The sequence below is a fragment of the Mammaliicoccus sp. P-M59 genome (assembly GCF_022386135.1).
GTDB lineage: Bacteria > Bacillota > Bacilli > Staphylococcales > Staphylococcaceae > Mammaliicoccus > Mammaliicoccus sciuri_A.
Genome location: NZ_JAJNJJ010000012.1, coordinates 25,753 through 40,109 on the forward strand (window position 1 = coordinate 25,753; position 14,357 = coordinate 40,109).

Annotated in this window: 21 protein-coding genes; all 21 read right to left on the bottom strand. The window is 35.1% G+C overall.

The features are described 5' to 3' along the window. Positions 1-2 precede the first annotated feature (2 nt). The gene (locus tag LQ617_RS14860; protein WP_239740706.1) at positions 3-914 is read right to left on the bottom strand and encodes a phage tail family protein; all 912 of its coding nucleotides are present in this window, start codon (positions 912-914) and stop codon (positions 3-5) included. 11 nt (positions 915-925) lie between these two features. Then, positions 926-3,898: a phage tail protein gene (locus tag LQ617_RS14865; protein ID WP_239740707.1), complete on the bottom strand. Its 2,973-nt coding sequence runs from the start codon at positions 3,896-3,898 to the stop codon at positions 926-928. A 3-nt stretch (positions 3,899-3,901) separates the two neighbouring features. Beyond that, a complete protein-coding gene (locus LQ617_RS14870; RefSeq protein WP_239740708.1) occupies positions 3,902-4,192 on the bottom strand; it encodes a hypothetical protein in 291 nt (96 codons plus the stop codon). A 68-nt stretch (positions 4,193-4,260) separates the two neighbouring features. Then, a complete protein-coding gene (locus LQ617_RS14875) occupies positions 4,261-4,746 on the bottom strand; it encodes a tail assembly chaperone (protein ID WP_239740709.1) in 486 nt (161 codons plus the stop codon). A 58-nt stretch (positions 4,747-4,804) separates the two neighbouring features. Continuing rightward, on the bottom strand, positions 4,805-5,332 hold the full coding sequence (locus LQ617_RS14880) for a phage tail protein (RefSeq protein WP_239740711.1): 528 nt from the start codon (positions 5,330-5,332) through the stop codon (positions 4,805-4,807). A gap of 3 nt (positions 5,333-5,335) precedes the next feature. Next, on the bottom strand, positions 5,336-5,761 hold the full coding sequence (locus LQ617_RS14885; RefSeq protein ID WP_239740712.1) for a DUF3168 domain-containing protein: 426 nt from the start codon (positions 5,759-5,761) through the stop codon (positions 5,336-5,338). A gap of 9 nt (positions 5,762-5,770) precedes the next feature. After that, positions 5,771-6,184, bottom strand: a complete 414-nt coding sequence (locus LQ617_RS14890; RefSeq protein WP_239740713.1) for an HK97-gp10 family putative phage morphogenesis protein — start codon at positions 6,182-6,184, stop codon at positions 5,771-5,773. Continuing rightward, positions 6,177-6,509: a phage head-tail adapter protein gene (locus LQ617_RS14895; RefSeq protein ID WP_239740714.1), complete on the bottom strand. Its 333-nt coding sequence runs from the start codon at positions 6,507-6,509 to the stop codon at positions 6,177-6,179. Before LQ617_RS14895 ends, LQ617_RS14890 begins: the two co-directional genes overlap by 8 nt. A 1-nt stretch (position 6,510) precedes the next feature. Then, the gene (locus LQ617_RS14900) at positions 6,511-6,807 is read right to left on the bottom strand and encodes a phage head-tail connector protein (RefSeq protein WP_232191571.1); all 297 of its coding nucleotides are present in this window, start codon (positions 6,805-6,807) and stop codon (positions 6,511-6,513) included. Then, the gene (locus LQ617_RS14905; protein ID WP_239740715.1) at positions 6,807-7,100 is read right to left on the bottom strand and encodes a Rho termination factor N-terminal domain-containing protein; all 294 of its coding nucleotides are present in this window, start codon (positions 7,098-7,100) and stop codon (positions 6,807-6,809) included. The genes LQ617_RS14900 and LQ617_RS14905 overlap by 1 nt, the downstream gene beginning before the upstream one ends. A 19-nt stretch (positions 7,101-7,119) precedes the next feature. Continuing rightward, positions 7,120-7,938, bottom strand: coding sequence for a N4-gp56 family major capsid protein (locus LQ617_RS14910; protein WP_239740716.1), 819 nt, complete (start codon positions 7,936-7,938; stop codon positions 7,120-7,122). Between the two features lie 13 nt (positions 7,939-7,951). Continuing rightward, the gene (locus LQ617_RS14915) at positions 7,952-8,542 is read right to left on the bottom strand and encodes a phage scaffolding protein (RefSeq protein ID WP_239740717.1); all 591 of its coding nucleotides are present in this window, start codon (positions 8,540-8,542) and stop codon (positions 7,952-7,954) included. Positions 8,543-8,710: 168 nt separating this feature from the next. After that, entirely contained in the window at positions 8,711-8,920 is a 210-nt protein-coding gene (locus tag LQ617_RS14920; RefSeq protein WP_239740718.1) for a hypothetical protein, read from the bottom strand. Continuing rightward, positions 8,913-9,854: a phage head morphogenesis protein gene (locus tag LQ617_RS14925; protein ID WP_239740719.1), complete on the bottom strand. Its 942-nt coding sequence runs from the start codon at positions 9,852-9,854 to the stop codon at positions 8,913-8,915. Before LQ617_RS14925 ends, LQ617_RS14920 begins: the two co-directional genes overlap by 8 nt. After that, complete coding sequence (locus LQ617_RS14930; protein ID WP_239740720.1) at positions 9,829-11,226, bottom strand: phage portal protein; 1,398 nt, start codon at positions 11,224-11,226, stop codon at positions 9,829-9,831. The genes LQ617_RS14925 and LQ617_RS14930 overlap by 26 nt, the downstream gene beginning before the upstream one ends. A gap of 4 nt (positions 11,227-11,230) precedes the next feature. Continuing rightward, entirely contained in the window at positions 11,231-12,493 is a 1,263-nt protein-coding gene (locus tag LQ617_RS14935; protein WP_481816981.1) for a PBSX family phage terminase large subunit, read from the bottom strand. After that, the gene (locus LQ617_RS14940; RefSeq protein ID WP_239740722.1) at positions 12,493-12,927 is read right to left on the bottom strand and encodes a terminase small subunit; all 435 of its coding nucleotides are present in this window, start codon (positions 12,925-12,927) and stop codon (positions 12,493-12,495) included. Before LQ617_RS14940 ends, LQ617_RS14935 begins: the two co-directional genes overlap by 1 nt. Before the next feature lie 80 nt (positions 12,928-13,007). After that, the gene (locus tag LQ617_RS14945) at positions 13,008-13,196 is read right to left on the bottom strand and encodes a hypothetical protein (protein ID WP_239740723.1); all 189 of its coding nucleotides are present in this window, start codon (positions 13,194-13,196) and stop codon (positions 13,008-13,010) included. A 238-nt stretch (positions 13,197-13,434) separates the two neighbouring features. Beyond that, a complete protein-coding gene (locus LQ617_RS14950) occupies positions 13,435-13,854 on the bottom strand; it encodes a transcriptional regulator (protein ID WP_239740724.1) in 420 nt (139 codons plus the stop codon). A gap of 72 nt (positions 13,855-13,926) precedes the next feature. After that, a complete protein-coding gene (locus tag LQ617_RS14955) occupies positions 13,927-14,169 on the bottom strand; it encodes a hypothetical protein (RefSeq protein WP_239740725.1) in 243 nt (80 codons plus the stop codon). Then, positions 14,170-14,357: hypothetical protein (locus LQ617_RS14960; RefSeq protein WP_239740726.1), on the bottom strand; the 188-nt coding region annotated here is incomplete at its 5' end. It abuts the gene before it with no gap.

Below are 14,357 nucleotides of genomic sequence, written 5' to 3' on the forward strand. Positions count from 1 at the left end.
ACCTACTTATAGTAAAACTTCATATCAAAAACAACTTTTCTCACATCTTGATTAAACTTAAATGTGTTCCATCCTTCTTTAAAAGTAGGATTAGTCATTCTTGTTTCATTTATTGGTACACCGTTTTTGAATGTTTGAATACCATCATATTTAATAACGTCGCCTGGTTTCAACTCTAAATCTTCTATTATCATTAATTCAGAATCTTCTAAGTACCAAATGAATTTTTTAGTCAATTCTCCGATAACAATCGTCACGTTATAATCAAAGTTAAACTGACTGATTTCCACATCACCATGATAATAAACAGAATCAGTATAAACATTTTCGAAGGTATATAACCTTTTTCTGTCTTCTTTAGCCCAATCTATTTCCATATCAGATGACCAATAACGTCTATTTTTGCCTGTTTGTAAATCTAAACTTCTACCAATACTTTCATAGTACGGTAAGTTAACTGTTTCAAATTCCAATTCAATCTCCCCAGACAACTGTGAAGTATCGAAGTCAAATTCATTAACAAGCGCTAACTTGATTTGTTTGCCACTCACATAGTCTAAGTCAAAACTTTGTGCTTTTTGACCGAAACTTTGAAATTTTATTTCTGGGTTAACTGCCTTTAATTCACGGTAGTAACATTGACCACTAAATAATTTAGCAATATTATTCTTTAAATGAACTGCATGAGATAACTTTTCTACGCTATACCATAAAACGAGTCTTGCACTTCTTTTTTTATTTGTATAGGTATTAAGGAATCGACCATGTAAACGGTCGACTTCCTCGAAACTATAATTGTGATCTATGCCAGCTACATTGAACGATATTACTTTGATATCTTTGTCGGTAAATTCATTGTTACTAACACGATATGCCTTACCATTTTTAATTACTTCTAAATCATTAACTAACAATTCATCACCTTCTAACTGTAATATTCTTTCGCTGACATATCTTCAATTGTAGATTTAATCAATTCTATATCCGCTTCATTTTTAACCACTAGATTAACAACAGGTTTACTGTTTTCGGCAATGCTATGTCTTACATCTGAATCGATATAACCGTCAATATTACCGACCGCAGAAGAAATACCGTCACGCATAAGACTGCTATCTACACTAGGCACTAATTGTGGATTAAATGCGTTAGAAATAGAATTTGCTAATCGTTCAGTGCTTGAGATAGCTGAACCTCTATGTCCTTCTATACCTTTAACCATACCTATTACTGACCACATACCTATTTCTGCAAACACTTTAGAAGGGGAATTGATTTTCAACGCTGACTTTGCTGCACTTACCGCATCTTGTACCGTAGAAACTGCTGCATCTACTAAAGCACCTGCTGCGTTTTTAACCCCTTGCACCATGCCCATGATTAAATCTGTACCTGCAGAAATGAAGTCTCCGACGAAACTTAGTGCAGCGTTTACTGCATTACTTATTCCATCTGTTATTGCACCGACAAAGTTGACCATTCCGTTGATTGCTGCGTTAACGATATTGACCATACCATTAACTACGTTAGATAACATATTAGACATTCCAGTGATCACTGCACTTACTGCATTAGCGAGGTAATTAGTAATATTACTAACAATACTGTTCCATGTAGAAATGATGTTCGCTAACACTTGTGACATATAACTAATGATGTTACTTAGTATCTGACCAAAGTAGCTGATTACACTACCAAGTATCGAAGATAGTTTACCACTGATGAATGACCACATTTCAGACCAACTAGAGATCGTCGTACCTAATATCGTGTTATAGATACTAAAGAAGAAATTTGAAATTGTTGTCCATATTGATTGAATAGTAGACCATATTGTATCCATTACATTGGAAATAGTAGTTTGCAGTGTTAACCAAGCACCACTAAAATCGCCAGATAGCAATTGCATAAACGCTGTGAATATACCTGTTATTAATTGAACAGCAGCCATGATAATACCACCAATCGCTTGCCATACAACTTGTGTAACAGTCCATAGCTGATTAAATACAAGCATAAGTAGTTGGATAGCACCAACAAATGTTGCACCTAAAACTTGTTGTGCAATCTCTCCAACTTGTTGAAGTAATGGCATGATTGGTTTAAGTGTGGATTGGATATTAGACCATAACTCTTGGAACCATGTAACCAATCCGTTTATAGCTTCTCCTACTTTATCTTTGATAGTATTCCAAGCATTCGTTACTGCGTTTCTGAAATCTTCGTTCGTCTTCCATAGGTAAGTAATTACACCGATTAACGCTGTAATCACACCAATTACTATCCACACAGGTGCGCTAATAGCACCTAAAGCGCCAACTATCGCCCCAAATGCAGTTCTAAGTAAAGTTAGTGGAGATGCCAACTTACCAAGTACACCTTTCAATGCTCCCATAACCTTGTTTACGATACCGGCTTTGTTTGCCCAACTTATGAATGGAATCAATAAGTCTTTAACAAATATAGCTACCTGTGCAATCGTAGGAACGACTGCGAGTAATATACCACCTAGAATAGTCATAATACCGACTAACTTTGCAACTCCTGGATGCGCTTCAAATAGATTACTCGTAAAGCTAATGATTGCGTTCACTACATCAAGTATCTTACTTGCTATTGGCGCCATTGCAGTACCAAAATTCACAAGTAACATTGTTATGTTGCCGATTAAGTCCATAATTTTAGGACCGTTTTGTTGTACATAATCGATAAACTTTTTAAACCCTTCTGATTTACCGACTGTTTCTGACCAATCTCTAAATTTTTGTGTCATTCCTTCTAATGATTTAAATATATTAGTCGAATTGCCACTAAATGCTTTTAATAGGTTATTGATACCTGCAAACGTATTACCGAATATCTTACCGATTAAAGGTAAATTCTGTTTCGTATATTCCATGAATTGCTTAATAGAATTCTTACCACTCGCACTATTAGCCCATTTACTAAAGTTAGTAGCGATACGATCTAACCAGTTAGCACTCCATTGGAATAAAGGCGCTAATTGAGTAAATACATTAATAAGTCCGTCTCCAAATTTACCTGCAGCACTTAGCATTTTGTTGAACACTGATACGCCTGTTGTTTCCATCATATTAAAGAAAGCTTTAGCTACACTACTTGATTTAGTCCATTGCAGTAATGATTCAGATGCTTTCTCCATACCACTAGCTACACCGTCTAAGAATGGAGTTAAACCTTTCATAGCAGTTTTAACTGCATTCAAACCATTAGCCATAGTGTTAAATATCTCACTTTGATTACTCTTAATGATGTCTGTCCATGTATCTTTAACACCTTCTAACGCTGACTGATACTTCTTCGTTTCTTTAGTCGCTTTTAGTGTACCGTCATTCAACATTGTTATTGCACTTACTGCCATTGCACCAAACCCAACAAAACCACCTGCTGCAATAGCAATAGCACCAGCAAGCGCTAACGCACCACCAGTAACAACTTTTAAAGCGTTACCTACTGCCATTATGACAGGTGCTAACCCTGCGATAATTGGTATTAGCCCTTGAAAACTAGCAATTAGTGTACCTTTAATCTGATTAGAAAATACTGTCCCGAATGATCTAATTGATTGAGCCATAGATTGCATTGCGTTATCGAAATTGTTTTGAGCCTTCTGAGTTTGCGCCCAACCACGTTGCATAGTTAACATTGCACGTCTAAATTTACTTGTGTCAGCATCTATATCTACTGTATGATTCCTAAAACGTTGAGCCATAGCTTTTGCACGCATTAAGCCACGTTGGAATTTAGACGTATTAGCAGTAATATCTGTTTCGATTTCATCAGGTATAGATGTTTTGGCTAAAGCTTGTGCCTTTTTAACATTTCGTTGGAAATTGTTTATATTAGCCATAATTTTAGCCATAAAATGCTTATCCAATATTTATCCCTCCTTACGCTTTAATTGGTCGAAGAAAGCTTTGCCTTCTTGTTTCTGTACTTCTCTAATACGTTTGCGTTTCTCTAATTCAGCTTTACGTTCTGCTTTATAGGTGTCATTTTCTTGATATATAGATTTACGTGCTTTATCAATATTACGTTGCATAGCTTTTAATTTATTACCTTTAGCTTGTGCAACTTGATTAGCTTTTGCTAAGTGGATATTTAACTCTTGTTGGTCTAAAAATGACTCTTTAGCACCATTTATCCACGCAGACCATTCTTTAGGTGTCATACTGAATAATTCACGTTCAGGTACATAACCTAGATATCTAGCAGTCTGTATCCTTATATCATCAAGATTTAGTAAGGATTCACTCCCATGATCTCTTTGTAGTTTTCTTTCATGACCTCGATTCCGGCTTTCATTGACTCTCTCTCGTCCTCTTTCGCCATCTTCGGTGCTTTCTGCATCTGTGACCAGTACAGACGTGATTTCTGTTTGAAAAAACCACTTTCGTTCATAACTTGTAATGCACCTTGCAGTAAGTTAATCGTGTCGTTTGTTTTATCAATTTCTTCCATAATTGCTGTTTCAATATCTTCTCTAGATGGTTTAACTTTTTCATGTGCAATTGCACATTCCCAAAAGTCTGCAATAGAATCAGTTTCACGCTCTAAAATGCCACCATAAATAGCGTTAAAACCAGAAGACTTAACTTTCTTGCCATTTTCATCAGTTTCTTCCTTAGAGAATTTCTTTGCTACTTTATCGAAAAAGAACGTTGCTTTTGCTTCGTATTCTTTCCCATTAATATTTAATGTAGTGATAGGGTTAATTTCTGACATGTTATTACCTCACGTTTCGTATTTTTGATATAAAAAAATAAGGGGACTTAACCCCTTATTAAGCACCAGAACCAGATACTGCTTCACGGTCTTCTAAAGGACCTTTAAACGCACCAGGTGTTTCGTATTCAACAGTAGTTCCAGCAGCAGATGGATCTAACCATGATTGTGGTAGTGTTTCAAATTCACCTTCAGCAGTATTGAATTTAACTTTTAAAGTTACCTCGATAGTATCTTCTTCGTCGTCAAATGAATTACCGTATTCTTCAACAACAGTATATCCAAATTGCGCAGGATACTTACCATCACGTTTTTTCTTTTCGATTAACCACACACGTACTTGTTCACGTGCTTTGATTGCTTTCTTGAATTGTTCTTGTCCTTCATCACCTGGGATACGCCCAACTGTGAAAGTAAATTCTTCTGCAATACTTGAATATTCATAATCTGTTTTACCAGCAATAACTTTTTCCGTTAATTCAGAAGAAATATTATGTTCTCCTTCTTGCAAATCAGATACTAAGTATCCTTCTGCATCTGGTAATTCGTTATTAGCAGGCTCTACAACTGCAATAAAATTAGCCATTTACTACACTCCTTCTTGTAATGTTTTGTGTCTAAATCTAAATAAAAGACGTAGAACACCATGTTTTGTGAATTGGTCTATATCGATAAACACATCACTGTTATCTTTCTGAACCCAATCTAATTCATAGTCTTCTATGTCTATGTTTTCTCTAGCTAGAATGTTGAGATACTTTAATATGTCCCTAGTCTCATAACTCGTAGTAGCTTGACTATAGACGTGTAATGTAACTGCAACTGTTTCTCTCATACCATTCATTGAAGGTCGTTCAGTGACGTTTGTTTCTCCAACAACAATGTATGGGTAAACAGCGTCTTTCTGAACGCAATCAAAAACACGACCACCAACTAACATGTCAATGGTCGCGCTACTTTTTAAATTGTTATATATCTTTACAAATAGTTCAGGTTCAACTGATACCCATCTCATCTAATCACCTCATGAAAAATACTTACTGAATGTTTTGCGCCCAGCATCAATAGCAGGGTTCCAAAAAGGTTGTGCTTCCATTCCTTTTGTAGTGTGCCATTCGCCATCTGCGTCTTGATATGACCACGGTATCTTTTTAGCACGACTACCACCTGGACCAGTTGCATATATTCCAGTTCCGTATTCAACATAGATTGCATAATCTGCGCCTACACTGACTACACCAGTCATGCCACCGTCTTTATACTTGAAATCGATACTTTCTTTTAAGAAACCCATATCTACAGGTGCTAAGGACACTGCAGTGTTATATATCATCTGTGTTGTTTTAGCTATACCTTTTTTAACCCAATCTTCCATTTCTTCTCGATAATCTTCCAATGCTACAACTAAGTTATTATTTCCATAAGTAACTTTAGCCATATGGTGTCGCCTTTAAATGTGTTTTGTGGACTTCATTCATACCACCTTGATTTTCTAAGTCACCTACGCATTGGAATACTTTACCGTTAAATCTGAAATGTGCTTTTTTAGGGTTAAATTTAGTTAGGTAAGGCGTATACATGTTTAAATCGACTGATTGTTCCATTTGATGAAATTTAAGTGTTTCAGACGTCGTAGGTGTATCCATAAATGCTTGTATTGGTTTTTCGCTTATAAAGCGCTCTTGTATATTAGGATACTGTCCTACTTTTTCAATGAAACCTAATTCAACTGTATGTGGGTATTCGTCGTATGGATTAAACATATTACCACCTCAATTTTCTAAATGGTGCCAAGTGTTTATATACTGATTGTGGTAGATCCGTTACAAATGTGTAGGATACAGTCCCCATAGAACGACTAGCAAGATTACCGTTCGTTCCATATTTTATTGATTCAGCTATAAACTTCTTAACGCCATAAGGTAAAGAATCTTCAAACTCTCGATTACAATATTCTTCTGCAATACCTTGGTACACTTCAATAAGTTTATTTAAAGTTTCGTCTTGTGAGTTATCTTCTAGTGGTAGTTTATTGATTAATTTAACGTCTTCAGCGTTCATTACTTACCACCTTCTAATACTTCAATTAACTCTGCTTTCTTCATACTAGAATAACCCTCAATTTCACGTTCCTTAGCAAGTTTTTTAAGTTCTAATACATTCATATCAGAAAGGTTTACTTGCTCGTCTACGCGTTCTATTAAAGGCTTTCCTTGACGATTAGATGTGTTGGATAATTCAGTTAGTCTTTCTTCACTCACTCGCTTACCAGAACGAGGGAAAACGTCACCTACGTTATATTCATGGTTATCATCTTGCAAGTCAGTGAAGTAATTAATAACTTTGTACGACACTGTAATCACTCCTTATTAATTAAGCGCCTGCACCATCAACTGGTTCAGATGCGAATGTACCTTTGACAACTCCATTATCATCTTTCAAGTTAACACCATAGTGATAGTTAGTTGATAAAATATGTTCACGTTTCAAGATATCAAAATCAGTATATGCTTCAGGTTTCTTCTTATTCACAATTTCCATCGCACCTTTACGTTGTAAGAAGAATTCTCCTTCAGCTGTACGTTTAGTTTTTTGGATGTTCGATACACCTACAAGTTCAGCAACTTGACCAGAAGTAATAGCACGATCTTGTACACTTCCACCTACGTTAAACAATGATTTAACTAACTTATTGTAATCTTTAGGGTGAATGTGTAATACATAGCTTTCTTCATCTTCTGAATCAAATACTTCAATAGCATCTAAAATACCTGATGCAGTTGCTGGTACAGTTGCAGTTAATTTAGCAGTTTTTAGTTCTTCGATATAATCGATTTCCACTTTATCTGCTAATGACATAGCTAATTGACGTCCAGCTTCTGCTAATGTTCCATTGATGTTAGTGATAACTGCTGTTTGAGTTACTGCTACTGCTTTACCAGTTTCTTTAACAGTCACTTGAGTAGTAGTCATGCTCATTTTTTCAGTATCCATTGCTACGCCTTCTTGTAAATCTTCGGCTGGACCAATGTATGCGTACTTAGGACGTGTGATTGTGTCCCCTGGTTGACCTACTAATGTATTATCCACATCAGCATACGGTGTAAAACGAATTGCATTTTCTAACTTTGCAGATACTACGTTAGCTAGTACCTCTGGATTAATTAAATCTGCTTTTTTAGTTTGTGCCATTTAGTAACACTCCTTATTCTGATAATTTGTTATATAATTCCGGTTGTGTGTTCAATAAGTTAACTTGTTCTGTATAACTCATTTCTTTAAACTGTTCTTTCGTAATGCCACCTGTTGGATTGTTTCCATCTTGTGGCGACTTTCCTGTCGGTTTATCCGCACCGAATAAATGACCATTTTCTTCTTTAAATGATTTCAACTTGTCATCTAATCCTTTTACAGAACCATCATCTTGTAGTTCTAAACCATCTGTATCAAGCAGTTTTAGAACGTGGTTAGCATTGATTGCATCTTTAGCAACTGCTAACTTAATTGCGTTATTCAATTGTGATTGTTGGTATTTTTCCGACCATTCAGCGTTAGATCGTTTTAATTCTTCGAGTTCTTTTGAAATCTCGCTCTCATCTTTAACGCTTTTCTGTAATTCGACAATTTGTTCATCACGTTTAGCTAACTGTTCTTGTAACTCTTTGATATCTTCGTTCTTATCGTTTAATCGTGAACGTGGTATCATACCTTCTGTTGCTTTTTCATATGCTTCAATAACAGCTTGCTCGTCTGCTGAACCGTCTGCGAATTGTTTTAATAAGTCTTTAAATTCCATAGTTTTTTCTCCTTTTACGAGTTTTACGTGCAACGCCACGAATATTTAGACCTTTTAACGTCATGTCTAGGACGAGTGATGGAATACCACCATCATGAGATATACAGATCACTGTCCTTTCTGGATAAATGAACGCATAAAAATAACCGTCAATCTCACGACTGTCGGTTAAACTAGTGTATTTATCATACCTTTTCGCATTTCTGTTTCAATTTCACTATTAAGCCTTCTAGTTTTAAGCCATTTCTTAAGCGTTTCACCACTTACTCTTACTTCCTCTTGCCTTTCTTTTATCAACTCATATCTTACAGCTGCCTCAAGTAATTCGTTATACCTATCGATATCTAAAATTACAGTGTTCTTTTTCACATCAATCACCCTTTTTCTTGTCTTTATACCATTCTTCGTATGTCTGGAAATCAACAACGCTCGTACTACCATCATCATTTCTAACACGCATAACTTCAGGTACTTCATCATCAATCAAATACATAAGCTTACATCTACAATTGATGTTTTCTTTTGCACTAGAAACACCTATAAACGTTTTAGGAGATAACCCTACACACCCACTAGATTTAAATGTTTCAGTAAGTTTCTTTTTCTGTCCGTCTAAGTGTCTGTGAGTATCACGAGTGCGTGTGTCTTTAGTAGCATTCCACATCTTAGTCATTTCAATGCCATTCTCTTTAGCTTTCATAGCACTATCTTGACCAGCAATACTCATCGCTCGTCCTGCTTCAGTTCTAGCAACACGCTTTGATTGAGCCATAGACATGCCTATATCATCACGTAATGCCTTTGCTATCTTGCTGTAACCTTCACCACTAATAATGCCTTGTGTGATGTGCATACGTATCTTTTCTAATACTTGATTACGTTGTTTCTGTAATGTAGGTATTAATTTGATAAATTCAATAGGTTGGTCGATAGCTTCTTGCACGATTGCAGCACTAGGAACCTTAACTTGCATATCGCTTTGACTAGCCAATTCGTACAAAAACAGGCTCATCATATACTTTTCGATATAAGCGTTTTGTTGTGATTGTTTAATAGTCTTAGCAACTGCTTTATAATCATCATTCATCATTTCACTTATACGTTCTAGTTCTTTATTGAGCCTGTTGTATTTATTAAAGTTAGACCATGTAACACGTGGTTCACTACCTTCGTATTTCTCGAACATATCTTCTATTAATGCTTTAATCACTTTCAATCTGTTAGAGAAAAGTCTTTCAATCTCTTTTTCAGATTGTGCAATGAGTTTATCTATTCTTTTGTCGATATCATCTTGTTTCATCATCTCCACCATCCTCTAACGAACCATACTCTAACTGTTCTGCTTGAATACGTTCCATTTCTCCAATTGGGTCTTTTACCCACGGATGATGTTCAACAACTGATTCTCTTGAGATGATGCCCGTTGAGTTCATAGCAATTTGTGATTCTTCTAATTTATTCATCAATACATCATAGTTGAATGTGATTTCAATATCGTTTGGATCTATATTTATTTTGTGGAAATGAACGATAAAGTCTAATAAATCTTGTAATGCTACTTCTGTTTTATTCTTTAACTTGTTCGTCTTCAATCTCAAATTACTGAACAAGAATTGTAGTGATATACCACTAGGTGCATTGCCAAATTTATCCGTTTGGAAGTCTACACCCTGACCGAACTCAATAACGTACGCTCTCAACATTTCCAAGTATTCTTTCGTTGATTGCATAGGTACTTCTACTTGTATTGTGTCTACGCCAGAATTACCTTCAGAATCAACATTGATCGCTTTGTAGTATTTAAGATTCTTCATAAACTCATCTAAGTTTTGCCCTTCATAACCTTTCAACACATAAATCAATTCAGTAGATTCATCAAATGTATTTTGTAAATCAGATAGTCGCTTATCTATAGCGTCTAATATTGATTTATACATGAACAAATCCGATGTTTCTTCTGGATTATTCTTGAATGGAACGAAAGGTACTTTACCCCAACTCACTGCTTTATTACCTTCATAGTAGTGAGGTTGAACGTTATCTTCTCCGTGATAATAATCTGGTATGAGTTGGTTATATTCCATGACGTAGTATGTGACGCTGTCTTTCGTCCAATACTCGACTTTCTTTTCTTCATTAAGGGTATAAACCCTAATGAATGCCGATAAGTCCTCACGCTCTTTATTCGTCCATATAGGCACAGCTTGTTCAGCAGGTACACGGAATATTTTAAATTCCCCTTCTTCATTCACATAAGGCATTACCCATTCAACACCTTTATTACTTGCTGCAGTTAGAATGTCGATTAGTTTATTATCCCAACGATTATCGAATATTTTGAGTAAGTCTTCAATAGCTTTTTCATTCTTTGACTTATATGTGACTGGATTACCGACCATATATGATACTTTTTGGTCAACTAAGTTTTTATGGAAGTTAGTATTAATACGCCAATCAGGTTTGAATGGATCTACCTTGCCATCTACATCAACTTTAGGCATTATCCTATTAATATCTGAATCATTTTCATAATACTTCTGACCTATTGAAATACGTTCAATGTTCTTCTCGTGTTCTTCGATAAGTCTTACAATCATTTCTTCTTGTGTTTCATAGTTAGGTTTAACCATATCAGTTAATCGTTCTCCTAATGGTTTTTCATTTGGCCAAATTATATTAATCACCTTCTTACTGTAGAATTGTCATTTTGTTTTGTCTCATATCTCTTTCTAATGCGTAACGAGTGGCATCTATTGTATGGTTATCTTTATCTTCTAATCTAGGTTTAACGTTACCGTCTTTGTCTGTTTCATAATCAATATTCTCAAACTCTCTAGCAATGTTAGGTGTGCGTTTCGGGTCAATGACGATAGCTTGTAAATCATCTAGCCATTGCTCACCGTATTCCACACTGTCTTTACCTTTCTTAACGCCTTTAATACGTTTGATACCATGTTCCTTTTTGAGTTCTGCAATTGATTTAGGCTCTGCTGAGTCTGCGTATATATCATCAGACTGATAACCTTTCTTGTGTAACCAATTAGCAAAATCACGGTTACTAATCTGTACACCGTAATACTCGTCCATTGCATATATGATTCTTTTCTTCTTGTCATAGTGCCAACGTACAAATGCTAATGGATCCGTAGCGTATCCAAAATCGACTGCATTACGTATATTATCGAACGTATCGTATAAGTCTTGAGGTATTGTTTCGATCTGTAGATTATTGAATGGTACAACACCACTACCGATTGCTTCACCTAAATACTCCCAACGATAACGCATTTCATTTCGTTGTTTAGCTGCTTCTGCTTCTTTAATGAATTGATTGGATATAAACTGGTTATCCAAGTATGTGGAATGGTGTACAAATGTATTATCTGGTTGGAATGAACTTTCATACTTTTTGTTAACCCATGATTGCTTACGTTTAGGTAGGTTATATGTGTAGAAGAACTTATAAAAAAGACCATTATCCAACTCTCCACGTAATAGTGAGTTAGTAATGGTCGTTACTTCATCTTCTGTTTTAAACTCTGCAAGTTCTTCAATCCAAGCTATTGTGAATGGGAATTTACTATCTTTAAGAGATTTCAGTCTTTCTGGGTTCTGTGCACCTCTAAAGATTATCCTGTTACCTCTAGGCTTATATATGATTTCCATTGGAGATACTTTGATTTGGAATAAATGTGACAAATGATTTTGTTCTATTGCCCATTTAATTTGTTCAAATACTGACGTAGCAAGTGTATTGTCTGTCTTACGTATCACAACTGCATTTACTGGGAACATCACAATAAGTCGTACAATCATGATAGATACATCAGAAGATTTACCACTACCACGTCCACCTTTACCCACAATATTTAATGTATTAGGGTTCTTAGCATGCCTCCAAATGTCATGAAAATGTTCGGGGATAATGTCTGATATCTTAACTTGTTTCATCAATGTACATCATCTACCAACTGGACCACACCTTCATGGTTAAGCATTTGTTTATCTGTCCACATTGCATAGCGTTTACCTAATAACTCTGCTGCTTTAGTTCGAGCATTAGTATCAGAACGCTTTTCTAATTCCTCAACTGTCATTTCTCCCCGACCTACTTGAATAGGTATTAATTCTTGATCAGTCACTTCTCCACGCATAACTGATGTTAGGTATTGTAATATTTCGTCTTGTTCAGCAATGCTTTCTTTTTTTAGTTCTTCGAGTCTGGCATCAATGTAAGATTTTACTCTAGCATTTTCTAGCAATTTGTATACATGAGTCTTCGCATACGCTTCACTGTATCCTGCGTTTCTAGCTGAAATTGAAGCATTACCAGTCCTTATATACTCATCTGCAAATAACTGTTGTTTTATTGTTAATTCGTTCATCTCATATATCACCTTCTTATCGCTATTTGCTTTCTTAAATTTGTGTACAAAAAAACACCCACATATGTGAGTGTAATTATTTATATTTTTTTATAAGCAATTAATAATTCATTTACATATCTATTCACATTTATTCTATATACTTCATCGTGAATATCATGATCGAAATTTTCCTGGTAAATCTTTTCTAAAGTTAAAGCAATATCCTTAAATCCATTCTCTTCTTTTGAAATATCTTCAAAAACTTCTCTTCCTGGTATTTTAGCCATTTTGTCATCTCCCCTTACTTTTATTTAATGCAACCTAATTATACAAAATCCACCTAACTATTGCTAGGCGGATTATATATAAATATTAGAGGGAGGAATGCAAACAGTATAGTTATTAGAAAAAAGAAAAGGTGCAAAAGTTACCGAATGACCACGTCCAAGTAGTTGATACCTATTCTTTTCTACAATACTATAATATCGCTTTTTGGTGCCCTAAAAGTCCAGTAAAAGTCCGAACTTACCTCATTATCCCTAATTCATCAGCTAACCTACATAATATAATTCTCTTATTATCCAAGATTGTGCTTCTACTATAATTGAGTTCTTGTGCTATCCCCTCAATAGTCAATTTTCTATTCTTTTGGAAGTAATAAATGTCCATGAACTCTTTTTGTAGATCAGTTCCATCGTTGTATACTTTCTCAATAGCATTACTCATGCGTTGCATTTGCAATAGTCGTTTATCAGTAACCAATAATGTAGCTGTCCTTTCTGTCACACTTACATTTCTATTCGAACGCCCACCACCTATATTTTCATCTTGCGGTTGCCATGGGTTTGCTATCTCATCTCTTAATTGATTTAAATGCTTATTCATATCTTTGTAATCAAATAATTCACTTTCAAGATATTTTTTAGTTGAATGTCTAAGTTTCATTAATCTACCCCTCCATTACTGCCATAATAATTAGTGTGATTAAGATTGTTGCAAATAATATAATTCCAAATATCATTTGTTTAACCAAATCTTTCTTAAAGCTGCTTTCGATACTCTAATATTATTTTTTAAAATACTTCTAATATTTCTGACTCTAAATTTCTTTGTATTGAGGGTTAACAAACTTGCATTTTGAAAGTATATATCTGGATTACCATTCACACCTTTTTCATCTTCAAATAAAACGCCTTTCGTAAGTAAATAATCTCCGCGAAAATTTATATCTACATGTGTCTTTCTTCTTGATATTTTCATTCAACATCTCCCCATTCCTGTGAACCACGGCTCGTTTTCTTTATATGCTTGTGTGTCTTCATAATCGATTGGTGCCACATAATTTTTATCATAATGTTTGTAGTAATCATCAAACTTTTTAATTTCAAACATATCACTTGTAGCACCATAATAGATTTCCCATTGCTTTGCATCTTCCACATGCCATT